Source organism: Bradyrhizobium sp. B025, from assembly GCF_042257955.1.
Taxonomy (GTDB): domain Bacteria; phylum Pseudomonadota; class Alphaproteobacteria; order Rhizobiales; family Xanthobacteraceae; genus Bradyrhizobium; species Bradyrhizobium diazoefficiens.
In genome coordinates, this window is the sequence record NZ_CP170150.1 from 6,994,819 (window position 1) to 7,019,338 (window position 24,520).

Here is a 24,520-nt window from a genome sequence, read left to right on the forward strand (position 1 = left end):
CTATCGTGCCGGAGCGGGCAGGCCCATGATGGCCAGTGCGCGCCGGCTGCTGCCGGCGAGCAGCGGGCCGAACGCAATCGCAAAGCCGAGGAAGGCGACGACCCAGCCGCAGGCGGCAATGTGCAGCAGTGCATCGGCATGCGCAGGCCACACCACGGCAGCAACCCGCGCCAGCGCCGCGGCGATGATCGCGACGTAGATACCTTGCGTCGCCGGCGAGGCCGTCAGGGTCTGTCCGGTGTGGCCGAGGCTCGCACGCGTCATCACCGCGAGCGTCATCGTTCCGGCGGCGCCCGCCATCCAGGCGTGAATCCCCGCGCTCGGCGGCAACGCACCGAACACGGCCAACGCATGCAGGAGGAAACCGAGCGGCACGAAGACATAGCCGACATGCAGGATCAGGAGCAGCCGCTCGCGCGAGGTGCGATCGCCGGCCCAGCGCGCAAGCCGCACCAGATGCAGCACGCCGACGAGCGCCATCGCGGCACCGGTCACCACATTCAACGGCGCCACGATCCACGAGATCAGCGCCAACGCGCTCAATGCGATCACCGCGCCATCGAAGCGGCCGAACGGGACCGGCAGGCGGCCGGGATTGAACTTGACCAGCCAGTTGCGGGTGAAGCTCGGAATGATGCGGCCTCCGATCAGCGCGATCAGCAGCACGACCACGCCGATGCCGACGCGGATGCTGACATCGGCCGCGCCCGCGTAGTGCGCTTCGAGATGAAAGCCGACATTGCCGGTGAGCAGCACGAGCACCAGGATCACCACGGGAAGGTTGCGCCAATTGCCGCCCGCGATGATCTCGCGCGTCGCGGCGGCGACGACCAGCGCCAGGAACGCGGCATCGACGACAAGCGCGAACGCCCAGCCGACCTCGGCGGACAGCGTCACCGCGAGGCGGCCGGCCAGCCACACCGCCAGCAACGCGCCCAGCGACGTGCCCTGGATCGGCAGCCGCCCGGTCCAGTTCGGGATCGCCGTAAACAGGAACCCGGTGATGACCGCCGGCAGGAAGCCATAGAGCATCTCGTGGACGTGCCAGTCGCGCGGCGCGAAGGCCGACGTCACCGACAATTCGCCGTAGAACATAGGCAGCCAGGCCAGGATCGAGAGCCCTGCCTGGATGGCGGCGAGCAGGAAAAAGGGCCGAAAGCTGTTCGCGAACAGCGGCCAGCCCGCAAAGTTGCGGGATCGGGCGCCAGCCATGGGGGCAACTCCTGTAAATTCAGACCGTTGCTTGGAAAAATACTGCCGCCCCGGCCGGCGGGTTTTGCGCTATCGCAAACTACCGGACGATTGCAGGTGCCATCACACTCCAGAGCGCCAAGGAGGCAGAATGGCCAAGGTCGACACATCGCTGGTTGCGCATTTGCCGCTGTTTGCCGGGGTCACGCCGGAAGCCCTGGACGAGATCCTGCGCGAGGCCCGCTCGGCGCGCTATCCCAAGAACAGCGCCATCTTCGAGCAGGGCGCAGACGCGCAGTCCTTCTTCCTGCTGCTGCACGGCCACGTCCGCGCGGCCAAGACCACGCCGACCGGCGAGCAGATCGTGGTGCGCTACGTCGCGCCCGGTGAGACGTTCGGGCTCGCGATGGCGATCGGAGCCGGGCGCTACCCCGCGACTGCGATGGCTGTCGACGACAGCGTGGTGCTGATCTGGCCGACCTCGGCCTGGCCGCGGCTGGTCGAGCGGTTTCCGGCGCTCGCCGCCAACACGCTCCAGACCGTCGGCACGCGGCTCCAGGAGAGCCACACCCGCATCCTGGAAATGTCGACCCAGCAAGTCGAACAACGCATCGCGCATGCGCTGCTGCGCCTCGCCAAGCAATCCGGCAAGAAGCTCGACCACGGCATCGAGATCGACTTCCCGATCAGCCGCCAGGACATCGCGCAGATGACCGGCACCACGCTGCACACCGTGAGCCGCATCCTGAGCGGCTGGGAACAGCAGGGCCTCGTCGAGAGCGGCCGCCAGCGCATCATTCTGCGCGAACCGCACAGGATCGTCGTGCTGGCGGAGCGGAGCCCCGACAGCGGCGCGCCATGAGGGCTGCGCCGGCAGGTTCACCCTGCTCCCGAAGATTGGGGTGAGAGCCGCTTTCGCTTACGGCGAAAGCGCTCCCTCACCCGGGAATCCGCACGCGGCCCGCGCGAATTCCAGACCGTCTCACGCCGGCACGCAGTCGCAGAGCGCGGCGAGGAATTTGTCGCGGTCGATGCCGTGCTCGCGGCAGGCGTCTTCCACCGTGTGGAAGGTTGCGATCGGGCAGCCGACGCAGGCCAGCCTGAAAGCAAGAAACACGCGGATCGTGTGCGGCGCCGTGCGCATGATGTCATCGACCAGATCGTCGGATCCAAAAGGCATGGACAACTCCGTTCCGAAACGACGATAGCGGAGCGGGCTGTGGTTTCTTTGTTGGAGCGCAAGCTGTTGCCAGTTCCTCGGCTCGTCATTCCGGGGCGCGCCACCGAACCCGGGTTTACCCGAGTTCGGAAGACTCTAAGATCAAAGTCGGCAACAGCCGACTTGGATGGCGCGAACCCGGAATCCATCGGGCAGCAAGCTGTGCGGTGAAATGAATTCCGGGTTCGCGCCAAGCGGCGCTCCCCGGAATGACGCAGCTACACCGCCCGGCTGTGCAGCTGCTTGCCGGGATCCAGATGCGCGTCGAACGCGGCGGCGACGCTGCGGACCAGGAAGCGCGAGTCGTTCGCGACCGCGAGCCGGTCGCCGTCCAGCCTCACGACGCCGTCAGAAATCAGCGGTTTCAGACGCGACGCCGATTTGAGCATCGCCTCGGGCTCTGCGCCGTGGCGCGCGCAGATATCACCGAGATCGGCGCTGAACTCGCACATGATGCGCTCGATGATGTCGGCGCGCAGCCGGTCGTCGTCGGTGAGCCCATAGCCCTTCGCTGTGGCGAGGCGGCCGGCGCCGATGCTCTGCGCATAGGCGCCGATCTGCACCTCGTTCTGGACGTAACCCTGCGGCAGATGTCCGATGGCGCTCGCGCCGAAGCCGAGCAGGACCTCGCCTTGGTCGGTGGTATAGCCTTGGAAATTGCGCCGCAGCGTCCGCTCCTCGAAGGCCACGGCCATGGAATCGTCGGGTCGCGCGAAATGATCGAGCCCGATCTGCACGTAACCGGCCTCCTTCAGGGCATTCGCGATCGCACAGGCCTGGTCGTGACGCGCTGGGCCGTCGGGCAGCGCGCCCTGGTTGATCATGCGCTGGTGCTTCTTGAAATCGGGCACGTGAGCGTAGCCGAACACCGAGAAGCGATCGGGCGCGAGCAAGAGGCTGCGCCGCACCGTGTCCAGGCACGAGGCGACGGTCTGATGCGGCAGCCCGTAGATCAGGTCGAAATTGATTCCCGCGATGCCGGCATGCCGGAGCATGTCGACGACGGCCGCCGTCTGCTCGAAGCTCTGGATGCGGTTGATCGCACGCTGCACGATGGGGTCGAAACTCTGCACCCCCAGGCTGGCGCGATTGACGCCGGACAGCCGCATGGCCTCGACCATGTCGGCGGTCAGCGTGCGGGGATCGATCTCGACGGCAATCTCGGCCGAAGGCAGTACGAAGAACGCCTGGCGCATCGCCGCCATCAACTCGGCAAAAGCCTCGGGCGCCATGATCGTCGGCGTGCCGCCGCCGAAATGGATATGCTCGACCTTGATGCGGCGGCCGATGGTCTCGGCGACCAGCGCGATCTCACTGCGCAGCGTCCGCTGGTAGGCCGCAATCAGATCGTCGCGCCGGACGATCTGGGTATGGCAGCCGCAATACCAGCACATCTCGCGGCAGAACGGCACGTGCAGATAGAGTGACGCGCTGGCACCGGCCGGGAGCTCGGACAGCCAGCGGGCGTAGGTACCGGCGTCGATGACCGGCGAGAAGTGCGGCGCGGTCGGATAGCTCGTGTAGCGAGGCAGTCTTTCTTCGCCGTAGCTCACTGCGAGATCAGCTCTCATATCTTACCCATTCGTAAATTTCGGCCGCTTGCGGAGCCGCGGCAAATCACGGAATGCATTCAGCTAACCCGGATTTGCGGAAGCGACCTTGCGCTCGCGCAAAGTCGGACCGGGGCACCGCAAACATTGCGCTCGCGCAAAGCGCAGCGGACGGTTCCGCGCAATGATCACGGGCAATTCGCACGGCATCCGGAGCGTTTGCCATGAGGCTTCTCGCACTCGAACTGATTTTCTCCCTGCTCGACGTCCGCGGCCATATCCCGCGTTTCGACGACTTCCGGCCGGTTCCGGCCTCGCCGGCCCCGGCCGGTATCGTGCACACTCTGGCCGCCGTAATCGCCGTCCTCGCCGTCCTGTCGCTGGCGATCTGGGCCGCGGTCTGGGTTGCCATTCATTTGCTTTAGCCGCGTCTTCGCGAAGGCTTCGATCATGATCTCATCCAAGCGCGCATTTGCTGGCGCGGTCGCCCTGACATGCCTTGTCTGGCCGCCCGCCTTCGCCGCCGACACGACCAGCGGCGATCTCGTCATCACCAGGGCCTGGAGTCGGGCGACGCCCAGGGGAGCCAAGGTCGCCGGCGGCTATCTGACGATCGAGAACAGGGGCCACGCGCCGGAGCGGTTGCAGACCGCATCGGCCGCCCATGCGCTTCGAACCGAAATCCACGAAATGGCCGTCAACAACGGCGTCATGACCATGCGCCCGCTCATCGACGGCCTCGTCATCGCCCCCGGACAAATCGTTGAACTTGCCCCCGGCGGCGGACACCTGATGTTCATCGGCCTCGATGCTCCACTTCGTGTCGGCGACCAGGTACCGGTGACGCTGTCGTTCGAGCATGCCGGCGAAGTGAAAGTGACGCTCGACGTACAGGCTATCGGCGCGCAGGCGCCGGAGAAAACAGAGCGCACGGAGATCGCGCAGCCCGCGCACCACCCCGAGCCGGCGGCGGCCGCTCCGCCCACGATGGTTTCCGAAGCCGACGAAAGTTTCTTCACCCATCTTCATGCCGAGAAGGCCATGGCGAACGTCACGGTCTCGCCCGGTCGTGCCGGTCCGGTCGAGATCGCAATCCAGCTCGAAGATGCGAACGAGTTGCCGCTGAGCGCCGACGCCGTTGCGGTCACGCTCGGCAACCCCGAGCACGGCGTGGCGCCGATGACGGCAAACGCCGAACGCGTCGGCAACGATCAGTGGAGAGTCAGGATGTCGGCGCCGCTGTCTGGCCGATGGTCGCTGGGCCTCGACATCCGCATCACGCCGTCGGACGCGGTCAACGTGGTGTCGCCGATCCTGCTCCGTTGAAGGATCTAAGTACTGTTGCGGAGGCGAATCCGGCGAAAGCTTGTTGCAGCGCAAACACTCTTGCCGTAACAGGCGCACACTGCATCCCGTCATCAAAACCATTTCAGATGAAGGATGCTTCCGATGTTCACCCGCAGAGCCGCATTGATCAGCGCCGCCGCGACCGCCCTGATGCTGGCGACACCCGCGCTGGCCGCCGACGATCTCAAACTGCCGCGCCAGAAAGTGGAGCTGGTGGCCCCGCCGTTCGTGCATGCGCACGAGCAGGCGACCAAGCAGGGCCCCAAGATCGTGGAGTTCAAGCTCACGATCGAGGAGAAGAAGGTAGTCATCGACGAGAAGGGTACCACTTTCCAGGCGATGACCTTCAACGGCTCGATGCCGGGCCCGCTGATGGTGGTGCATGAAGGCGACTACGTCGAAACGACGCTGGTCAATCCCGCGACCAACACCATGCCGCACAACATCGACTTTCACTCCGCGACCGGCGCGCTCGGCGGCGGCGCGCTCACCCTGATCAATCCCGGCGAGCAGGTCGTGCTGCGCTGGAAGGCGACCAAGACCGGCGTGTTCGTCTATCACTGCGCGCCGGGCGGCCCGATGATCCCCTGGCACGTCGTCTCCGGCATGAACGGCGCCGTGATGGTGCTGCCGCGCGACGGACTGAACGACGGCAAGGGCCACGCGCTGAAATACGACAAGGTCTACTATGTCGGCGAGCAGGACATGTACGTGCCGCGCGACGAGAAGGGCAATTTCAAGTCCTATGACTCGCCGGGCGAAGCCTTCACCGACACCGAAGAGGTGATGAAGAAGCTGATCCCATCCCATGTCGTGTTCAACGGCAAGGTCGGCGCGCTTACCGGCAAGAATGCGCTCACCGCCAATGTCGGCGAGAACGTGCTCATCGTGCACTCGCAGGCCAATCGCGACAGCCGCCCGCATCTGATCGGCGGCCATGGCGACTATGTCTGGGAGACCGGCAAATTCGGCAATGCACCCGAGGTCGGGCTGGAGACCTGGTTCATCCGCGGCGGCTCGGCAGGGGCTGCGATGTACAAGTTCATGCAGCCCGGCATCTACGCCTATGTCACACACAACCTGATCGAGGCCGCCGACCTCGGCGCCACTGCGCACTTCAAGGTCGAAGGCAAGTGGAACGACGATCTGATGACCCAGGTGAAGGCGCCTGCGGAAATCCCGGCCAACACCAACTAGACGCGACAAGGGGCCGGTGGATCACCGGCCCCTTCTTCCTTTCGGGGGACAACATGCTGATCGCATTCAAGCTGAAACTGGTCCTGGCTTGCGCGGCCGGACTCGCAGGACCGATCGCGGTGGCGCCGCTGGTCTCGGACATGGCGGTCCGCGGCACGGCGACGGAGCCCGCGATCGTCAAGATCGCGCCGGGCAATCTGTCCTATCGCGAGGCGGGCGATTTCACGCGGGGCGGGCAGCAGGCGGAAGCGCCGCTGCGCGCGATGCGGTTCACGAGGCCGCTGCACGTCATGCGGCATCAGGTTTCGTCATCCGACTACCAGCTTTGCGTGCAGGACGGCGCTTGCCGCGCTCTCGATCGTGACGTGGCGATCGCCACAGATCGCCCCGCGGTGCAGGTGAGCTGGCACGACGCACAGGCCTATGCGGGCTGGCTCTCGCACCGGACCGGCAAGACGTGGCGCCTGCCGAGCGATGCGGAATGGGCGTTCGCGGCGGGCTCGCGCTTCAAGGACGATGGCGCGCCGGTGGACGCGGACAATCCTTCGAAGCGCTGGATCAGCCGCTATGAGCGGGAATCCGAACGGGACCTTTCCGACACGACGGCCTATGCGTTCGGCAAATTCGGCGCGAACGAGCACGGCATCGAAGATCTCGCCGGCAACGTCTGGGAGTGGACCTCGACCTGCTTCGTGCGCTCGCGGACCGACGCGGCCGGCAATGCCGGCCGGGCGACCGTGAATTGCGGCGTGCGCATCGCGGAAGGCGCCCACCGCGCCTATGTCACCGATTTCATCCGCGACGCCCGCGCTGGCGGCTGCGCGCAGGGCGTGCCGCCCGCCAATCTCGGCTTCCGCCTGGTGCGCGAGGAGCCGTCGTGGGTCGCGAGCGTGTCGGCGCGGTGGAGCAAGACGTGGGCGGCGAGGTCGTAGCCGCCCTCCTGGCGTCATTGCCCGCGAAGGCGGGCAATCCGGTATTCCAGGCCTTCGCGGGGCATGACAGTGTCGAATGCGGAGACCGAGCGCGCTTAAATCGCGCGCGCAAACATGCGAAATCCCGGTGCGCCGATGATCGCCTCGAAAGCGGGATCACGCTTCTCCTCCGCAAGGACAAAGCCGGCCTTGGCGTAGGCGCGTTCAGCGGGCACGTTGCCGATCAGGAACGAGATCGTCGCCCGTCGAAACCCAGCCGCGCGCCCCTGATCCAGCGCGTGCGCGATGAGTGCCTGCACGAGGCCGCGGCCGCCATATGCAGGATCGGTTGCGGCATGTTCGATCATCCAATCGCCCTCGCCGCCTTGAACCCAGCAGCCGCGCGCATAGCCACCGCGCTGGCGGATCGCTTCCAGCTCCGACGCGGTGAGCCCGATCGCGGCTGCGACTTCCTCGATCGCGCGCCAGGCCGCAGGACCGGTGCCGGCCGCTGGCACGGCGCATAGCGCCGCGCCCGGCGCACCATCAATCTCGGCAATCCAATACTGCGAGACATGCCACATCGACACCGCGCGCGTGGCCGCGACGCGCGCGATGAAATCGAGGCATTCCGCTTCCGGCCAGCCGAGCGCGACGTCGAACCCGCCGCGCGGCCGGTAGCCACGCATCGATCGCAGGATGGTTTGTGCGATGAAACCGGCGTCTTCGGGACGCGCAGACCGTATCGTCATGCGCGCCCCCTCTGCGACGACCTTATGTGTTCTTCAGCGCGACGCGGAATTCGGCCTCGGTCTTGGCCTTGACCTCGTCGAGCGAGACGCCGTCGGCGAGCTCGATCAGCGCCATGCCGCCGTCGCCGTGCTTGTCGATGGTGAAGACGGCGAGATCAGTGACGACCATGTCGACCACGCGCTCGCCGGTCAGCGGCAAATTGCACTTCTTCAGGAGCTTCGAGCCGTCCTTGGCGGAATGCTCCATCACAACGACGACGCGCTTGACGCCGGCGACGAGATCCATCGCGCCGCCCATGCCCTTGACCATCTTGCCGGGGATCATCCAGTTGGCGAGATCGCCGTTCTGGGCCACCTGCATGGCGCCGAGGATCGACAGATCCATGTGGCCGCCGCGGATCATGCCGAAGGAATCCGCGCTCGAGAAATACGAGGTCGAGGGCAGCTCGCTCACGGTCTGCTTGCCGGCATTGATGAGGTCGGCATCCACCTCGTCCTCATAGGGGAACGGGCCCATGCCGAGCATGCCGTTCTCGCTCTGGAGGCTGACGTCGACACCATCGGGGATGAAGTTCGAGACCAGCGTCGGGATGCCGATGCCGAGATTGACGTAGTAGCCGTCACGCAGTTCCTTGGCGGCGCGCGCAGCCATCTGTTCACGGGTCCAGGCCATGTGAGTCTCCTGACGCTTAAGCGGCGGTGCGCGGGCGGGTGTTGCGGAATTCGATGCGCTTCTTGGCCGTGCCGACCTCGACGATGCGCTTCACGAAAATGCCGGGCGTGTGGATGTGGTCGGGATTGAGTTCACCGGCCGGAACCAGATGCTCGACCTCGGCCACCGTTATCTTGGCGGCGGTCGCCATCATCGGGTTAAAGTTGCGCGCGGTCTTGCGGTAAATGAGGTTGCCGGCGGTATCGCCCTTCCAGGCGTGCACGATGGCGAGGTCGGCGAACAGGCCGCGCTCCATCAGGTACTTCTCGCCGTCGAACTCCTTCACTTCCTTGCCTTCGGCGATCAGCGTGCCGACGCCGGTCTTGGTGTAGAAGGCCGGGATTCCGGCGCCGCCGGCGCGGATGCGCTCGGCCAGCGTGCCCTGCGGGTTGAATTCGAGTTCCAGCTCACCGGCCAGGAACTGCTGGGCGAACAGCTTGTTCTCGCCGACATAGGACGAGATCATCTTCTTGATCTGCCGGGTTTCCAGGAGGCGGCTGAGCCCGATGCCGTCGACGCCGGCATTGTTGGAGACGACCGTCAGCCCCTTGACGCCGGACTCCCGGATCGCGTCCGACAGCTCCTCGGCGATGCCGCAGAGGCCGAAGCCGCCCGACATGATCATCATGTTGTCTTTCAAAATGCCGTCGAGAGCCGACTTGGCGTCGGGATAGACCTTGTTCATGCAAAAACCTCGACTGAACCTTCGGCTTGCGGGCGTCGCGCCTTATTGGCGGCGATTATTAGGCGAAATCGTCCGAAGCCGTCAATGATACGGGGTTCTCCGCTCCGCGGGGCGGTGGTAGAAGCTGCCCACGCCGTGGGCAGGATCGCCCGCGGCCTTGAAAGCGACAAGAAAACCCATCAAGTTGCGGCACTTAACATAACAGGACTTGTGACGTAACAAGGCTTGGGCGTGGGGCGCGCGGGTTTCCCGGCCCGCCCCTTTGGCTCCAACGACCAACCCGATCAGGACACGCCATTGACCATGGCCCAAGGAATGAAGCGCCTCGGGACGCCGATCGCGGCGCTGCTCGGCGTCGCGCTGATCGCCCTGATCGCGACCTCCTGGCTCATCAACCGCGACGCGCTGCGCAAGGCCGTGGAAGCGCAGATCCGCGACGTCACCGGGCTCGAGCTCAGTGTCGCAGGCCCCATCGACATCTCGGTGCTGCCGGCGAGCTACATCTCCTTCCATGACGTCGGCCTGAAGGGCGGCGGCACCAGCGACCCCGCGCTCCGTGTCGACGTGCTCACCGCCAATCTGCGGCTGCTGCCGCTGCTGCTGCAACGGTTCGAGATCGCCGACCTGACGCTGCTGCGGCCGCGCATCCATGTCAGCCTGAAGCCGGACGGCGAGAGCAACTGGACGCCCTTCATCCAGACCATTGCGCGCACCATGAAGCCCGGCGCCGAAAATCAGGTCTCGTTCTCCGAGATCCGGATCCAGGACGGCGTGCTCAATTACGAGGACGCCGCCACGCACGCCACCGAGCAGTTCGACGACATCGACCTGTCGCTGGCCTGGCCCTCGATCTCGCGCTCCTTCGCCGCGACCGGCCAGTTCGACTGGCGCGGCGAACGCGTCGACGGCTCGATCAGCTTCGCCGACTTCGTCGCCGCCCTCTCCGGCGACCGTTCCGGCGTGAAGGCGCGGATCGCCAGCGCCCCGCTCAAGCTCGCCTTCGACGGCAGCGTCGCCAACCGCACCAGTCCGATGATGGAAGGCACGCTCACGATCGACAGCCCGTCCTTGCGCAACGCGCTGCGCTGGACCGGCCAGCCGCAGCCCGGCAGCGGCGGCTTCGGCCGTTTCGCGCTGAAGGCACGCGCCAATGTCGTCGGCGCCTCGATCGCGCTTACCAACGTCAATGTCGAGCTCGACGGCAACGCCGCCGAGGGCGTCATGACCTACGCCAACAACGGCCGGCAGACGCTCCAGGCGACGCTCGCCGCCGACGCGCTCGACTTCACGCCCTATATCTCGACCTTCCGCCTGCTCGCGAGCGGCGCGCGCGACTGGAACAGGCAGCTGTTCGATCTCAACGGGCTCTCGACCACCGACCTCGACATGCGCCTGTCGGCGGCGCGGCTGACGGTCGGGCCGTCGAAGCTCGGCCGCACCGCGATCGGCGCCAATTTGCGCAACGGCACGCTGGCGCTCTCGGTGGGCGAGGCCCAGGTCTATGGCGGTATCGCCAAGGGCTCGTTCGGCATCGCGCGCGCCGACACCGTCGCCGACATCAAGGCGCAATTCCAGTTCACCGACGTCGACCTCCAGGCCTGCGCCTCCGAACTGTTCGGCCTCAACAAGCTGTCCGGCCGCGGCAACATCAACGTCTCCCTCGTTGCCTCCGGCTCGAGCCCGTTCGGCCTCGTGCAGTCGCTCGACGGCAGCGCCACCGTCACCGGGCATGACGGCGCGATCTCGGGCTTCAATGCCGAACAGCTCCTGAAGCGGCTGGAGCGCCGGCCGCTGTCCGGTGGCGGCAATTTCCGCAACGGCTCGACGCCTTACGACAATCTCACCATCGCGGTGAAATTCTCCGACGGGGTCGCTACCGCCGAGGACATCCGCGTCGAAGGACCGGCGGCGAAGATCACGATGACCGGCACCGCCTCGGTGCCGACGCGCGAATACGACATGAAGGGCGTGGCGAGCCTCAACAGCGCCTCGGGCTTCGAATTGCCCTTCGTGGTGCAGGGCCCCTGGGATGATCCCCTGATCTTTCCCGATCCGGAAAGCCTGATCCGCCGCTCGCCCGCGTCCGCGCCCCTGCTCGACATGCTCAAGGACCGCAAGGCGGGCGACGCCGTGCGCTCCGCGATCGAGCGCATCACCGGCACCGGCAAGCGTCCCGCCCCGGCAGACTCGCCGACGGCGGAGAACGCCAAGGAAAACGCCAAGTCCAACTAGAGTGATCGGCGTCGCTCTCTTCGGGTTCAAGCGGCCGATTGCGTCGTCGAAATCCAGCTCTCGTTCTCCTGCACCACGGTTGCTCCGCCGATCGCCGTCCCCGCCGCGACCTCGCGCGTGACGCTCTGCCCCAGTTCACGGGCCAATACTTCGCGATCACAGGCATCCTCCCACAGCGAAATAGTGATGGCCGCGACACAGTTGCTGATCATGCTGGTCAGCGCCCGCGCTTCCGACATGAAGCGGTCGATGCCGACGAGCAGCGCCACGCCGGTCACGGGCAGATCCGGCATGACGGAGAGGGTCGCGACAAGCGCAACGAAGCCGCTGCCGGTGACACCTGCCGCCCCTTTGGACGTCAGCAGCATCAGGCCGAGCATCGCCGCGATCTGCCCCCACGACAGATGAATGTCGCAGGCTTGCGCGATGAAGATGGACGCCAGGGTGAGGTAAATGGCGCTGCCGTCCAGATTGAAGGAATAGCCCAACGGCAACACGAGCCCTGACACGCCTTTCCGGCATCCGAGCTGCTCCAGCTTGCGCAGCGCGCCCGGCAGCGCCGGCTCCGACGACGACGTGCCGAGCACGATCAGCAGCTCTTCTTTGAAGTAGCGGATCGTCTTCCACAGGCTGAAGCCGTTCAGCCGCGCCAGCGTCCCAAGCACGACGACCACGAAGACAGAGCAGGCGATATAGAAGGTCAGAATCAGCAGTCCGAGCGAGCCGATCGATCGGATGCCGTAGCGCCCCACGGTGAACGCCATGGCCCCAAAGGCACCGAGCGGAGCGAGCTTCATGATGAAGCCGAAGGACACAAACAGCACTTGTGAGAACGACTCGACCGCTTTCGTCACCACAACGCCGCCATCGCCGGCACGGCTCAGGCCAAAGGCGATCAGGATGGAGACGAGCAACACCGGCAGCACTTCGCCATCGGCGAACGCTCCAAAGAAGGAGTGCGGGATGATGTGCAGCATGAAGTCCGCAAATCCGGTCGCACCTGCCTGCTTGGTAAATTTCGCGGCCACCGACGGATCCAGCGTATTGACGGACACATGCATGCCAACGCCCGGCTGGATCTGTGACACGGCGATCAGCCCGGCCAGCAACGCGAGCACGGTCAGCAGGTAGAACAGCGCCATGGATTTCACCAGCGCGCGGCCGACCTCGCGGGAATCGCTGATGCTGTTGATGCCGCTCACGATGGTGCAGAATACGATCGGCGCGATCATCATCTTGACCAGCTTGACGAAGCCGTCGCCAAAGGGCTTCAGCGCGGCGCCGAATTCGGGCCAGAAATGGCCCGTGAAGACACCCAGCATGAGACCGATCAGCACCTGGACGTAGAGAATCCGGTAGAACGGCTTTCGCGGCTCGCTGCTCGCGGACCCAGCCGGCGCTCGCATCTGCATTCTCGTTTCTCCCTTGTGTTATTCTTGAGGTTTAAAAGCAGCCCGGCTTCAGGCCGCCAGCACCAAATGAGGCACGTGCGATCGACGGGCGAAGACGTGGCCCTCGAAGATTCGCCGGGCCGTCCGCAGCACCCGGGCAACCGGGCCGGGCTCCAGCCGAACCACGAGCTGGCCGGAGGGATGGGCGAGGGTGATCGGCACCGGCGGCGCCAATGGTCCGACCATCTCTGCCGCGATCGTCCCGGGCGTGACGCATGCCGTCGCGATCGCGACAGCGCCGGTCACCGCCAGCGCGTTATGGCAGTCATGCGGCATGAAATACCTGGTGCTCAACGTCGCCTCGCCTCCGCGCGCAATCAGAACCGGCTTCGGAATCACCATTGTCGCGGAATTTGGAAAGCCCATCCGGCATCCGGCCTCGATGCGCAAAGTTTCGAGGCGCGCGCGAAAGCCGCCGTCGGCGAAGTCCGAGGGAGCCTCACGGCCGGTCCACCCCAGATCCGCCGCGCGGACCAGCATAACGGGCATCGCCGCGTCGATGCAGGTCACATCGATCCCTTCGATGCGATCGACCGGTCGTCCGGTGGGCAGGAGACGACCAGTGCTTGCGCCGGCCGCGTCGGGGAACGACAGTTCGATCGGCGCGGCCGTTCCCGGTACGCCGTCGATCCGCGCCTCGCCGTCGTAAGTCACGCGCCCTGCGGGGGTCGGAACGGTCGCGTCAATCAGCTTGCCGGTGTTAACATTGTGGATCCGCACATGGGTGCGATCCGCGGCGGCGGCGACCAGGCCGGCTTCGATTGCGAATGGCCCCACCCCCGCGAGCATGTTTCCGCAGTTCGGGGAGGTATCGACGATGCCTTCACGAACACGCACCTGGGCGAACAGGTAGTCGACATCGGCGCCTGGCACCGATGCCGGTCCAACGATCGCGACCTTGTTGATAACGGCATTGCCGCCGCCGATCCCGTCGATTCCAAGATCGTGCCCCCCTCCCATCACAGATAGCAGGATCGCGTCGCGCAGTTTGGGGTCGGCCGGAAGATCGCGGGCCAGGAAGAACGGCCCGCGCGAGGTGCCCCCGCGCATGACCACACAGGGAATGGCAATCTGATCGTTCATGGAGCTGTTCCGTTCGCGACAACTTCGCTCGATCCGGAGCATCCCTCGACAGAACTCTTTTGTGAAATGCAAATATCTGATGTATTATTCCGATTATCGATACAATGGAGCTTGCCATGAACGCAGAACTTCTCGACCTCAAGGCGTTCATCACCGTGGCGGAGACGGGAAGCTTCGTGCGCACCGCCAGGGCGCTGAACCTGTCGCAGCCGGCGCTGAGCCGACGCATTCAGAAGCTGGAAGAAAGCCTCGGTGCGCCGCTGCTCGAACGCTCGACGCGTCACGTCAATCTCACCATGACCGGCCGTGATTTCCTGCCGAAGGTGCGCCGCCTCATCGACGAGTTCGAGACCTCGGTGCTCGCCATCCACGATATCGGCGCGCGAAGTTCGGGCCTGGTCTCGGTGGCTGCGGTGCCGACAGCGGTGTTCTATTTCCTGCCGCGTGCGATCGGCCGGTTTGCCGAAACGTATCCACGCATTCGCATCCGGATTCTGGACATCGGTGCCAATGAAGGATTGGAAGCGGTCGCGCGCGGAGAAGCCGACTTCGGCATCAATTTCATCGGTGCTTCGCATGCCGAGATCGAATTCGAGAAACTGGTTGAGGACCCCTTCGTCCTGGCCTGCCGTCATGACCATCCGTTGGCATCGCGCAAACGGGTCAGCTGGTCAGAGATTGTGTCACACCGGGTCATCACCGTCGGTCGCAACAGCGGCAATCGCGCGCTGATCGACAATGCGCTCGCGCGACACGGCCTGCAGCTGAACTGGTCCTATGAGGTCGCTCACCTCTCCGGTTCGCTTGGCCTCGTCGAAGCGGGACTCGGCATCGCGGTGCTGCCGAAGCTTGCGACGCCCGCCGCCGGTCACCCCATCATTCACACCGTTCGGTTGATCGAGCCGGAGGTGTCGCGGACGATCGGAATCGTGCGCAGGCACGGGACCACACTATCTCCTCACGCGAGCCAGTTTCTCAAGATGCTTCTCGAGGCGTGGCACACGCCTTCCGGGACGCGCGGGCAAGACAAGCCGAAGCCCCGATCCGCTCAGGCAAACTCGATTCGGCGGGCCTGAAGAGGAAACGCTAATAGGTCGGCAGCGCAGCGCTGCAAGACCGTTCCCCTGTCGAACCGGAAGTTCCTCGGATCAGCCCCGCCGTGTTTTCAGAGGCATTTTGCGTCCTCCGGCCGCAGCACCATAGTGTGGCCAGCCGACTGCGTTGCGTTCAGTCCTCATACCGCTTACAAGGCCGGGCTTCGCCAGTCGCGAGCAGGTACGGATGCACATGGTCAGGCGATCAGAACGCAGAACCCGAATTGATTGCCGCTAATTGATGCGGCGATTGGATCGATGCGCACGTTAATCATCTCCACAGGCGCCGTCCCCACGACCTAGGTCTGACAACATGCCGCTAGATCGGCTGACGGCCATGCGCTAGTGTTTTATACGACCGGTTAAAAACACCGGCCGTTTGAGGGAGAAAAACGTGAGATCCAAGGTTATTGGCGCAGTCACACTGGCGGTCGCTGCGGCCGGGCTGTTCGCAGCCGCTGCACCCGCATTTGCGCAGCAGAAGACGATTACGGTCTGGTGGGGCAAGGGCTTCTACCGCTCCGAAGACGACGCGCTGATCGAGACGATCAAGAAGTTCGAAGCCAAGACCGGCATCAAGGTCGAATTGTCGCAGTACGCGATTCAGGACATGATTCCGAAGACGGTCGCCGCGCTCGATGCCGGCACCGTGCCCGATGTTGCCTATTCCGACTCTTATGACGTGCAGGCGCAGGGCAAGTGGGCCTATGAGGGCAAGCTCGAGGACCTCACCGATGTCATGGAGCCGATCAAGGATCGGTTCGTGCAGAACACGCTGGATGCGTCGATCCTCTATAACGACGTCACCAAGAAGAAGGCCTATTACGGCTTCCCGCTGAAGCAGCAGAGCATGCACGTCCAGATCTGGAACGACATGCTGGAGAAGGCCGGCTTCAAGCTCGCCGACATCCCGACCGACTGGGAAGGCTACTGGTCGTTCTGGTGCGACAAGGTGCAGCCGGGGATCCGCAAGGCCACCGGCCAGCGCATCTACGCCGTCGGCCAGCCGATGGGCGTGGAATCCACCGACGCCTTCCAGTCGTTCTACACCTTCATGGACGCCTACCACGTCAAGCTGGTCGACGACGACGGCAAGCTGCTGGTCGACGATCCCAAGGTCCGCGAGAACCTGATCAAGGCGATGAAGGACTACACCGACACCTACATCAAGGGCTGCACCCCGCCCTCGTCTACGACCTGGAAGGACCCGGACAACAACGTCGCCTTCCACAACAAGACCATCGTGATGACCCACAACTTCACGATCTCGATCGCGGCGAAGTGGTACGAGGACTCCCAGAACCAGGCGCTCACGCCCGAGCAGCGCGAGGCCGGCAAGAAGGCCTATGAGCAGGACATCGTCACGGCGTCCTTCCCGAAGGCGCCTGACGGGTCGACCATCCGCTACCGCTCCGACGTCAAGACCGGGCTGGTCTTCACCGCGGCCAAGAACAAGGCCGAGGCCAAGCAGTTCATCAGCTTCCTGCTCCAGGAAGACAACGTCCGTCCCTATATCGAGGGCGCGCTCGGCCGCTGGTTCCCGGTGACCAAGGAAAGCCAGGCCAGCCCGTTCTGGCAGGCCGACAAGCACCGCAAGGCGGTCTACGCCCAGTTCACCGGCGGCACCGCCGCGTTCGACTTCACCAAGAACTGGAAGTTCACGATCCTCAACAACGAGAACGTGTGGGCCAAGGCGATGAACCGGGTCGTCAGCGAGAAGGTCCCGGTCGACAAGGCCGTCGACGAACTGATCGCCCGCATCAAGCAGGTCGCGGGTTAATTCATCCTTTCCCTCTCCCCGCTTTGCGGGGAGAGGTATAAGAACAACACCGGCCGCGTTTCGCGGCCGGCAACTCTTTGAAGAGTCCGAAAAGAATGGCGATCACGCTCTCTGGCGATCAGGCAATCCCCGCGCCGCCCTTGTCGTCGCGGCTGACCCCGGCGCAGGTCTGGGGCATCGCGCTGCTCGCGCCCTATCTGCTGGTTTTCCTCGCCTTCGTCGTCTATCCCGTCTGCTACGGGCTGTGGCTGGCGCGGGCGCCGGCGAACTATGTCGCGCTCTACAACGACCCGATCTTCGCGCGCGCCGCGGTCAACACGCTGATCTTCCTGGTCATCGGCATCAACATCAAGATGCTGATCGCGCTGTTCCTGTCCGGCTTCTTCGCCCAGCAGCGCACCTGGATCAAATGGCTCTCGGTGATCTTCATCCTGCCCTGGGCGGTGCCGTCGATCCCGACCATCCTGTCCGTGCGCTTCATGCTCAATCCCGAGTGGGGCGTGATCAACCACCTCATCTTCTCGTTCACCGGTGACGACGGCCCGAACTGGCTGAACGACCCGACGGTGGCGCTGACCATGGCGATCGGCGTCCACATCTGGAAGTCGCTGCCATTCTGGACGCTGATCCTGATCACCGGACGCCTTGCGATACCGCACGATCTGTTCGAGGCCGCCGAGGTGGATGGCGCGAGCTGGTGGCAGAAGTTCCGCTTCATCACCTGGCCGTCGATGCAGACGCTCTACATCACCTGCACGCTGCTCTCGATGATCTGGACGCTCGGCGATTTCAACAGCGTCTACCTCCTCACCGGCGGTGGCCCGGCCGACCTCACGCATGTGCTGGCGACGCTCGGCATCCGCTATCTCCGGCTCGACCAGCTCTCGCTGGCAATGGCATCGATCGTCTGTGCGATGCCGTTCGTCCTGCCGCTCGTGTACTTCATGATGAAACGGTTGTCGCGATGAAGCTTCCCTCCTTACGCGAAGTCGCGACCGAAGCGCGGTTGCTGCTGATCGGCATTCCCGTCTTCATCTGGACGATGGTGCCGATCTATCACATGTTCCTGTTCGCGATCTCCCCGAAGGAGGACGCGTTCTCGGGCAAGCTGTGGCCCGACCATCCGACGCTGCACAACTTCGAGATCGTGTTCAAGCAGCAGCACTACTTCCTGCGCGACTTCTATGTGCAGTTCTGGAACTCGCTGGTGATCGCGGCGTCGGTCGGCGTGCTGACGCTGTTCATCGCCACCGCCGCCGCGTTCTCGATCTCGCGGCTGCGGGTGCCCGGTGGGCGCATCGTGATGAACCTGGCGCTCTTCACCTATTTCATCCCCGCGGCGTTCCTCGCCGTGCCGATGTACCGCACCATGGGCAATTACGGCCTCCTGAACAATCACTGGTCGCTGATCCTGGCCATGGTGACGATCGCCAGCCCTTACGCGATCTGGGTGCTGAAGCAGGCCTCCGACAAGCTGCCGGTCGAGCTGGATGAAGCCGCCGTGATGGACGGCGCGACGACGCTCCAGATATTCCGGCTGGTCTATCTGCCGCTGATGATGCCCTCGCTGGTCGCAATCGGCACCTATGCGGTGCTGCTGGCCTGGAACGAATATCTCTACGCGTTCCTGCTGCTCTCCAACGACCGCGAGATCACGCTGCCCGTCGCGCTCGGCAACTTCCTCGCCGCCGACGATTCGCCGTGGGAGCTGTTGATGACCACCGGCTTCATCTACGCGCTGCCACCGGCAGCGATCTACTACGCCTTCCGCCGCTACATGGTGGGCGGGCTCACCGCGGGTGCAGTGAAGTCCTGACGCGACAGGACGCATCCGGTCGCCGCAAGCAGCGCGTTCGAGCGACAACGTGGACAATTGAAGATTGTCCACGCCTGCTCTAACCTCGAAGCCCTGTCACGGGCTCGTCATCATGCGCGGCAACGACGCGATCCATCTCGGCCTGATGCTGCTCGCGCTCGCGGCAGCCTATCTGGTGCCGTTCGAGCTGTTGCTGCTGGCCTATGTCGTGCTCGGCCCGGCGCATTATTTCACCGAGATATCCTGGCTGCATGATCGCAGCTACTATCTGCCTCACCGCGGGATTGCCGTAGCCCTGGCAATCGTCGCCGTGGTCGCGGCGCTGATCGACAACGCCTCGTGGTTCGGCTTCGCGATGTGGGGCGCGCTGATCGTCTGCGCCATGCTGGCGGCGACCACATCCGCGGTCGAGAGCATGCTGCTGTTCATGGCGGCGATCGCCCTGTCCGCGATCATGTATTCGAGCGGATCGTCGCTCGCCGTGATCGGCATCCTGATCCCGACGCTCGTTCACGTCTCGCTGTTCACGCTGATCTTCATGGTGCTCGGCGCCTATCGGTCCGGCAGCCGCGTGCAGGCCACGCTGGTGGTCGTCTACCTCGCCGCAATTGCCACGATCCTGCTGCTGCCGCAGACCGCCGAAATCCGGATCGCGAGCTTTGCCCGGGTCGGCCAGGATTATTTCGGCAATGTCGGCCCGGCTCTCGGCCGGCTGTTCGGTGTGCCCGGCCTCGTCCTCGACACCAGGCTGACCAGCCTGCTCGCCTTCGTCTACACCTATCACTACCTCAACTGGTTCATCAAAGCCGACGTGATCCGCTGGACCGAGGTGCCGAAGGCCCGGCTGGCGGCGATGGCCGCCGCCAGCGCTGCATCCACCGCGCTTTATTTCTACGACTATGCGTTCGGCTTCACCTTCCTGCTGGCGCTGAGCCTGATCCACATCCTGCTCGAGTTTCCGCTCGACAGCCTCGCGCTGCGCCAGCTCGGCGCCGCAATACAAGGCTCGGCGCGTGGATGGCACGCTGCACGAACGGCTACAGCGGCGCCGCGCTCTCGCCCTGCGAGCTCGACAGCTTCGAAGCGAGCGAAGCAATCACGATGACGACCGCGATCAGGCCGATCACCAGCGTGCAGATCGCGTTGATCTCGGGCTTCACGCCAAGGCGCACCTCGGAATAGATCCGGATCGGCAAGGTGGCCGAGCCCGGACCGGTGGTGAAGCTCGCGATCACGAGATCATCGAGCGACAGCGTGAAGGCTAGCATCCAGCCGGCGACGATCGCGGGCGCGATCAACGGCAGCGTGACGGCCGCGAACGCGCGCACCGGATTGCAGCCGAGGTCCATCGCCGCCTCTTCCAGCGAGCGGTCCAGCGAGCCGAGGCGGGACTGCACGACCACGGCGACGAAGCACATCGTCAGCGTGGTATGGGCGATCGTCACCGTCCAGAAGCCGCGCTCGGCGTTCAGCGCGACGAACAAGAGCAGCAGCGACAGTCCGGTGATCACCTCCGGCATCACCAGCGGCGCATAAAGCATGCCGGAGAACAGTGTCCGGCCGCGGAACCTCTCGCCGCGCGACAGCGCCACTGCGGCGAGCGTGCCGAGCAGCGTGGCGATGCTCGCCGAGGAGACCGCGACCCGCAGGCTCATCCAGGCCGCCTCGATCATCGCGCGGTCATTGAAGAACTCGTGATACCAGCGCAGCGACCAGCCGCCCCACACCGTCACCAGCCGCGAGGCGTTGAAGGAATAGATGACGAGAATGAGGATCGGCAGATAGAGGAACGCCAGCCCCAGCGCGAGCGAGGCGATATTGAAGCGGGACAGGCGAGAGACCTTGCGCATCGGCTCACCGCCCCTGTTCCAGTTGTCGCTTCTGCAGCCGTTCGTACAGCAACAGCGGCACCAGCAGCACCACCAGCAGCACGATGGCCGCTGCGGAAGCGACCGGCCAGTCCTTGTTGGTGAAGAATTCGAGCCACAGGGTCTGGCCGATCATCAGCGAATTGGAGCCGGCCAGGAGGTCCGGAATCACGAACTCGCCGACGATGGGGATGAAGCACAAGAGCACGCCGGCGCCGACGCCGGGCAGCGACAGCGGGAAGGTGACGAGCCAGAACACCTGCCAGGGCGGCGCGCCGAGATCGGAGGCCGCCTCCTCCAGCGCCGGCTCCATCTTGGCGAGCGTGGCATAGAGCGGCAGGATCATGAATGGAAGATAAGAGTAGACGATGCCGATATACATCGCGGTATCGGTGGAGAGCCACACCACCGGCTGGCTGACCAGATGCAGCGCGAGCAGGATCTGGTTGAGCAGGCCGTCGTGCTGGAGGATGTTGATCCAGGCATAGATGCGGATCAGGAACGAGGTCCAGAACGGCACGATCACCAGCACCATCGCCACCGCCTGCCAGCGCTTCGGCAACCGCGCCATGCCATAGGCGATGGGATAGCCGATCAGAAGCAGCAGCGCCGTCGCCGTGACCGCGACGGTCAGGCTGCGCACATAGGCGTACACATAGATGTCGTCGGAACCGAGCAGCCTGAAATTGTCGAGCGACAGCGCGGCAAAGGCCGCCTTGAGCGATTCCCATCCCGCCGCCAGGTCAAACACCGGCTCGTAGGGCGGCTGCGCGATCGCGGTCTGCGACAGGCTGATCTTCAGCACGAAGGCGAACGGCACCAGGAAGAGCAGCACCATCCAGACATAGGGGGCGATCGCGGCGAAGCGCGCCGGTCGCGCGAAGATCCGGCGTCCGCTCATGACGGCAGCACCACGCAGTCGTCGGGCGTGAACCAGGCGACCACGTGCTGGTTCAGGCTGTAGGCGTCGACGTCGAGGCGCGCGCTGTTGGCGACGGACGTCTGCACCATCCCGCCGGTGTCGAGCTTCACCTTGTAGGTGGTGGTGCCGCCGAGATAGCAGATGTCGGCGATCACGCCGTCCAGCCGGTTGATCGCCGTTTCATGGCCGGCTTCGCTCACCGGGCCGCGGCGCGACAGCTTGACCTTCTCGGGACGGATCGCGACCGACAATTTTCCCGCGCCGACCGGCTCGCGCGGCTCGGCCACCACCAGCGTCCCCGCATCACGCGTGCCGATGACCAGACGATGGCCGTCGCGCAATCTGGACTCGGCGTCGAACAGATTGATGTCGCCGACGAACTCCGCGATCCAGCGCGAACGCGGCGCCTCGTAGAGCTCGCGGGGGCTCGCGACCTGGGCGAGCTTGCCGACCTTCATCACCCCGATCCGGCTCGCCATCGTCATCGCCTCTTCCTGATCGTGGGTGACGATGATGAAGGTCATGCCGAGCCGGCGCTGGAGCTCCATCAACTCGCCTTGCGTGCTCTCGCGCAGCTTCTTGTCCAGCGCGGCGAGCGGCTCGTCGAGCAGCAACAATTGCGGCCGGCGTGCCAAAGCGCGGGCCAGCGCCACGCGCTGGCGCTGGCCGCCGGAGAGCTGGTCGGGCTTGCGCTTCTCCAGGCCCTCGAGCTTCACCAATGCGAGCATCTCCGCAACGCGCGTGGCGATGTCGGCGCGCGCCAAGCCGGCGCGCTTCAGGCCGAAGGCGATGTTGTCGCGCACCGAGAGGTGCGGAAACAACGCGTAGTTCTGGAACATCATGTTGATCGGACGCTCATGCGGCAGCGCCTGCGCGATGTCCTTGCCGCCAAGCAGGATACGCCCCTCATCCGGCGCCTCGAAGCCGGCGAGCATGCGCAACAGCGTGGTCTTGCCGCAGCCGCTGGGCCCGAGCAGCGCGAAAAACTCGCCGGCCTTGATGTCGAGCGAGACACCGTCCACGGCCCGGAACGTCCCGAACGTCTTGGCGACGCCCTCGATGCGCAGCAACGGCTGACCCGCTACGGGAAATGCAGCTCCAGCGGCCGTATCCGCCGCGACGTCCGTTCCGGGCAACTCTTCCGCCATGGTCCCTGCCAACCCCGATTCCGCCGCACGCTAGCGGCCGATCGGCCTTTGCTCAACCGGTTCGGGGCGATCGTTCACATCCGCCATGAACGCGGCAAGCCCATCACGATCGGCCTTGGGCATGGTCAGACCGAGCTTGGAGCGACGCCACAAGACGTCCTCTGGAAAACGCGCCCATTCGTGGCTCATCAGATAACGCACCTCGGCGCCGGTCAGCTCAGGGCCAAAGGTTGGGCCAAGCTCATCGCGCGTCCTGGCCTCGCCAAGCACGGCCGGCAGTCGCGAGCCGTAGGCCGCGACCAGGCGTTGGGCCTCCGGCTCCGAGAGAAAGCGCCAGCGATCGCGTGCGAGGTCGACTTCGGTGTCGAAACGGTCCCAGGCGAAATCGCCGCCGGGGAGTACCGCCCCGGCGGTCCAGGGCGGCGACATCGGATAGAACGGCGTCAGCCGCGTCACCGCCCGCTCCGCACGCAGGCGCGAAGTAGTGACATCGCCGCCAAACATCGTGATCAGCGGCGCCTTGCGCCGGCGCGCATGGAACAGCGCCGTGCCGTCGCGTCCTCGCGCGGACGCCAGCGTCAGGTTGACGCCCGAGACCGTCCGGACCACGTCGGTCGGGGCGACGCGCTCGCGGAAATAGCGGCTGGCCGCTTCGCAGAGATAGCTGACGTCGGCGCCCGGCATCGCGACGATCGCAGGATCGCCGGTGAAAGCGTGCGTGACCGTGCCGATCAGCGTGAAATCGCGCTCGAGGGGCCGGGCGAAGATCAGCCGTCCATCATTGTTCTGGAAGACGTAGACGTTCTCGGAATCGAACAGCCGCGGCACGATGATCTGGCTCATCTGCATCGCGGCCATGGCGGGCTGCGGCTCCCGCAGCACGGTGTCCGCCACCATCGACGTCCAGCCACCGGTGGCGTTGGCCAGCGCCCGCGCCGTGATCGTGCGGCGGTGGCCGCGATCGACCACTGCGAGGCGCCATGTGTCGGTTCTGTCAGCGCGCACGCAGCGTGCCCCGGTATGGATCGCGGCGCCGCGTTCGGCGGCATCCAGCGCCGTGAGCACCACCAGGCGGGAATCGTCAACGACACAGTCCGAATATTCGAACGCCGTGCCGAACGGACGCTTCAGCGCGTTGCCGACCGGATGATGCGTAATGTCGAGGGTCGCTGATGGCGGCAGGCCACCCCGGTTCGTGAGGCCGTCATAAACATACAGGCCGGCCCGCAGCAGCCATGGCGGACGCTCCTCGGAATGGGCGGGAATCACGAAGCGCATCGGCCGGACCAGGTGCGGCGCGATCCGGAGCCAGATCCGGCGCTCGGCGAGCGCCCGGCGCACCCGCCAGAACCCGCGGCGCTCCAGCACCGACAGATCGCCATGAATCAGCCGCGGCGTCGCCGACGAGGCGGCACCGCCGAGATCGCCCTGCTCGAACAGAATGACCCGCAGGCCGCGGCCGGCCGCATCGCGCGCGAGGCTGACACCGTTCAGGCCGCCGCCGATGATCGCAAGGTCGTAATCCGCCATGAAGCCGTCGAGAGCGAGCGAAACGAAGCGCT

General features: G+C 65.1%; 22 protein-coding genes and 1 pseudogene. 11 read left to right on the top strand and 12 right to left on the bottom strand.

Going from position 1 to position 24,520, the window contains the following annotated elements; translation table 11 throughout:
• Window positions 1-1,212: an NnrS family protein gene (locus ACE10W_RS32955; RefSeq protein WP_011089820.1), complete on the bottom strand. Its 1,212-nt coding sequence runs from the start codon at window positions 1,210-1,212 to the stop codon at window positions 1-3.
• A 130-nt stretch (window positions 1,213-1,342) separates the two neighbouring features.
• On the opposite strand from ACE10W_RS32955, the gene ACE10W_RS32960 reads away from it, so the two are divergent.
• Window positions 1,343-2,053, top strand: coding sequence for a Crp/Fnr family transcriptional regulator (locus tag ACE10W_RS32960; protein WP_011089821.1), 711 nt, complete (start codon window positions 1,343-1,345; stop codon window positions 2,051-2,053).
• A 120-nt stretch (window positions 2,054-2,173) separates the two neighbouring features.
• On the opposite strand, the gene ACE10W_RS32965 is transcribed toward ACE10W_RS32960, so the two are convergent.
• Together ACE10W_RS32965 and hemN are read right to left on the bottom strand one after the other, a co-directional pair.
• Window positions 2,174-2,371, bottom strand: coding sequence for a DUF1858 domain-containing protein (locus tag ACE10W_RS32965; protein WP_011089822.1), 198 nt, complete (start codon window positions 2,369-2,371; stop codon window positions 2,174-2,176).
• A gap of 257 nt (window positions 2,372-2,628) precedes the next feature.
• Window positions 2,629-3,981 (bottom strand): oxygen-independent coproporphyrinogen III oxidase, encoded by a 1,353-nt coding sequence (gene hemN, locus ACE10W_RS32970; protein ID WP_028173044.1) that lies wholly within the window; start codon window positions 3,979-3,981, stop codon window positions 2,629-2,631.
• 203 nt (window positions 3,982-4,184) lie between these two features.
• Between hemN and ACE10W_RS32975 the strand changes: the two genes are divergently transcribed.
• The 4 genes and pseudogenes from ACE10W_RS32975 (at window position 4,185) to ACE10W_RS32990 (ending at window position 7,436) form a co-directional block, all read left to right on the top strand.
• Window positions 4,185-4,385: a hypothetical protein gene (locus tag ACE10W_RS32975; protein ID WP_028173043.1), complete on the top strand. Its 201-nt coding sequence runs from the start codon at window positions 4,185-4,187 to the stop codon at window positions 4,383-4,385.
• Between the two features lie 25 nt (window positions 4,386-4,410).
• Window positions 4,411-4,875, top strand: a pseudogene (locus ACE10W_RS32980) (copper chaperone PCu(A)C); the annotation flags it as partial.
• Between the two features lie 534 nt (window positions 4,876-5,409).
• A complete protein-coding gene (gene nirK, locus ACE10W_RS32985) occupies window positions 5,410-6,504 on the top strand; it encodes a copper-containing nitrite reductase (protein ID WP_028173042.1) in 1,095 nt (364 codons plus the stop codon).
• A gap of 53 nt (window positions 6,505-6,557) precedes the next feature.
• Entirely contained in the window at window positions 6,558-7,436 is an 879-nt protein-coding gene (locus tag ACE10W_RS32990; protein WP_028173041.1) for an SUMF1/EgtB/PvdO family nonheme iron enzyme, read from the top strand.
• A 95-nt stretch (window positions 7,437-7,531) separates the two neighbouring features.
• Here ACE10W_RS32990 and ACE10W_RS32995 read toward each other — a convergent pair whose 3' ends face one another.
• The 3 genes from ACE10W_RS32995 to ACE10W_RS33005 are packed head-to-tail and all read right to left on the bottom strand — an operon-like array spanning window position 7,532 to window position 9,564.
• A complete protein-coding gene (locus ACE10W_RS32995) occupies window positions 7,532-8,167 on the bottom strand; it encodes an N-acetyltransferase (RefSeq protein ID WP_028173040.1) in 636 nt (211 codons plus the stop codon).
• Between the two features lie 22 nt (window positions 8,168-8,189).
• Complete coding sequence (locus tag ACE10W_RS33000; RefSeq protein ID WP_011089829.1) at window positions 8,190-8,840, bottom strand: 3-oxoacid CoA-transferase subunit B; 651 nt, start codon at window positions 8,838-8,840, stop codon at window positions 8,190-8,192.
• 16 nt (window positions 8,841-8,856) lie between these two features.
• Complete coding sequence (locus ACE10W_RS33005) at window positions 8,857-9,564, bottom strand: CoA transferase subunit A (RefSeq protein WP_011089830.1); 708 nt, start codon at window positions 9,562-9,564, stop codon at window positions 8,857-8,859.
• 303 nt (window positions 9,565-9,867) lie between these two features.
• Between ACE10W_RS33005 and ACE10W_RS33010 the strand changes: the two genes are divergently transcribed.
• Window positions 9,868-11,796: an AsmA family protein gene (locus tag ACE10W_RS33010; RefSeq protein WP_161537175.1), complete on the top strand. Its 1,929-nt coding sequence runs from the start codon at window positions 9,868-9,870 to the stop codon at window positions 11,794-11,796.
• A 26-nt stretch (window positions 11,797-11,822) separates the two neighbouring features.
• On the opposite strand, the gene dctA is transcribed toward ACE10W_RS33010, so the two are convergent.
• Together dctA and ACE10W_RS33020 are read right to left on the bottom strand one after the other, a co-directional pair.
• Window positions 11,823-13,202, bottom strand: coding sequence for a C4-dicarboxylate transporter DctA (dctA, locus tag ACE10W_RS33015; protein WP_129557651.1), 1,380 nt, complete (start codon window positions 13,200-13,202; stop codon window positions 11,823-11,825).
• A 54-nt stretch (window positions 13,203-13,256) separates the two neighbouring features.
• The gene (locus tag ACE10W_RS33020) at window positions 13,257-14,330 is read right to left on the bottom strand and encodes a 4-oxalomesaconate tautomerase (protein WP_028173037.1); all 1,074 of its coding nucleotides are present in this window, start codon (window positions 14,328-14,330) and stop codon (window positions 13,257-13,259) included.
• A gap of 104 nt (window positions 14,331-14,434) precedes the next feature.
• Between ACE10W_RS33020 and ACE10W_RS33025 the strand changes: the two genes are divergently transcribed.
• From ACE10W_RS33025 to ACE10W_RS33045, 5 genes are all read left to right on the top strand, one after another.
• The gene (locus ACE10W_RS33025; RefSeq protein ID WP_161536532.1) at window positions 14,435-15,406 is read left to right on the top strand and encodes a LysR family transcriptional regulator; all 972 of its coding nucleotides are present in this window, start codon (window positions 14,435-14,437) and stop codon (window positions 15,404-15,406) included.
• 412 nt (window positions 15,407-15,818) lie between these two features.
• The gene (locus ACE10W_RS33030) at window positions 15,819-17,204 is read left to right on the top strand and encodes an ABC transporter substrate-binding protein (RefSeq protein ID WP_011089836.1); all 1,386 of its coding nucleotides are present in this window, start codon (window positions 15,819-15,821) and stop codon (window positions 17,202-17,204) included.
• A gap of 95 nt (window positions 17,205-17,299) precedes the next feature.
• The gene (locus ACE10W_RS33035) at window positions 17,300-18,172 is read left to right on the top strand and encodes a carbohydrate ABC transporter permease (protein ID WP_092186871.1); all 873 of its coding nucleotides are present in this window, start codon (window positions 17,300-17,302) and stop codon (window positions 18,170-18,172) included.
• Window positions 18,169-19,020: a carbohydrate ABC transporter permease gene (locus tag ACE10W_RS33040; protein WP_011089838.1), complete on the top strand. Its 852-nt coding sequence runs from the start codon at window positions 18,169-18,171 to the stop codon at window positions 19,018-19,020. Before ACE10W_RS33035 ends, ACE10W_RS33040 begins: the two co-directional genes overlap by 4 nt.
• A gap of 64 nt (window positions 19,021-19,084) precedes the next feature.
• The gene (locus tag ACE10W_RS33045) at window positions 19,085-20,125 is read left to right on the top strand and encodes a hypothetical protein (protein ID WP_236842130.1); all 1,041 of its coding nucleotides are present in this window, start codon (window positions 19,085-19,087) and stop codon (window positions 20,123-20,125) included.
• On the opposite strand, the gene ACE10W_RS33050 is transcribed toward ACE10W_RS33045, so the two are convergent.
• The 4 genes from ACE10W_RS33050 to ACE10W_RS33065 are packed head-to-tail and all read right to left on the bottom strand — an operon-like array spanning window position 20,058 to window position 24,488.
• Window positions 20,058-20,870 (bottom strand): ABC transporter permease, encoded by an 813-nt coding sequence (locus ACE10W_RS33050; RefSeq protein WP_161536533.1) that lies wholly within the window; start codon window positions 20,868-20,870, stop codon window positions 20,058-20,060. The two genes, ACE10W_RS33045 and ACE10W_RS33050, sit on opposite strands and share 68 nt — an antisense overlap.
• 4 nt (window positions 20,871-20,874) lie before the next feature.
• Window positions 20,875-21,789, bottom strand: a complete 915-nt coding sequence (locus ACE10W_RS33055) for an ABC transporter permease (RefSeq protein WP_011089841.1) — start codon at window positions 21,787-21,789, stop codon at window positions 20,875-20,877.
• Window positions 21,786-22,958 (bottom strand): ABC transporter ATP-binding protein, encoded by a 1,173-nt coding sequence (locus ACE10W_RS33060; RefSeq protein ID WP_304548239.1) that lies wholly within the window; start codon window positions 22,956-22,958, stop codon window positions 21,786-21,788. The genes ACE10W_RS33055 and ACE10W_RS33060 overlap by 4 nt, the downstream gene beginning before the upstream one ends.
• A 30-nt stretch (window positions 22,959-22,988) precedes the next feature.
• Window positions 22,989-24,488 (bottom strand): glycerol-3-phosphate dehydrogenase, encoded by a 1,500-nt coding sequence (locus ACE10W_RS33065; protein WP_304548240.1) that lies wholly within the window; start codon window positions 24,486-24,488, stop codon window positions 22,989-22,991.
• Window positions 24,489-24,520 lie beyond the last annotated feature (32 nt).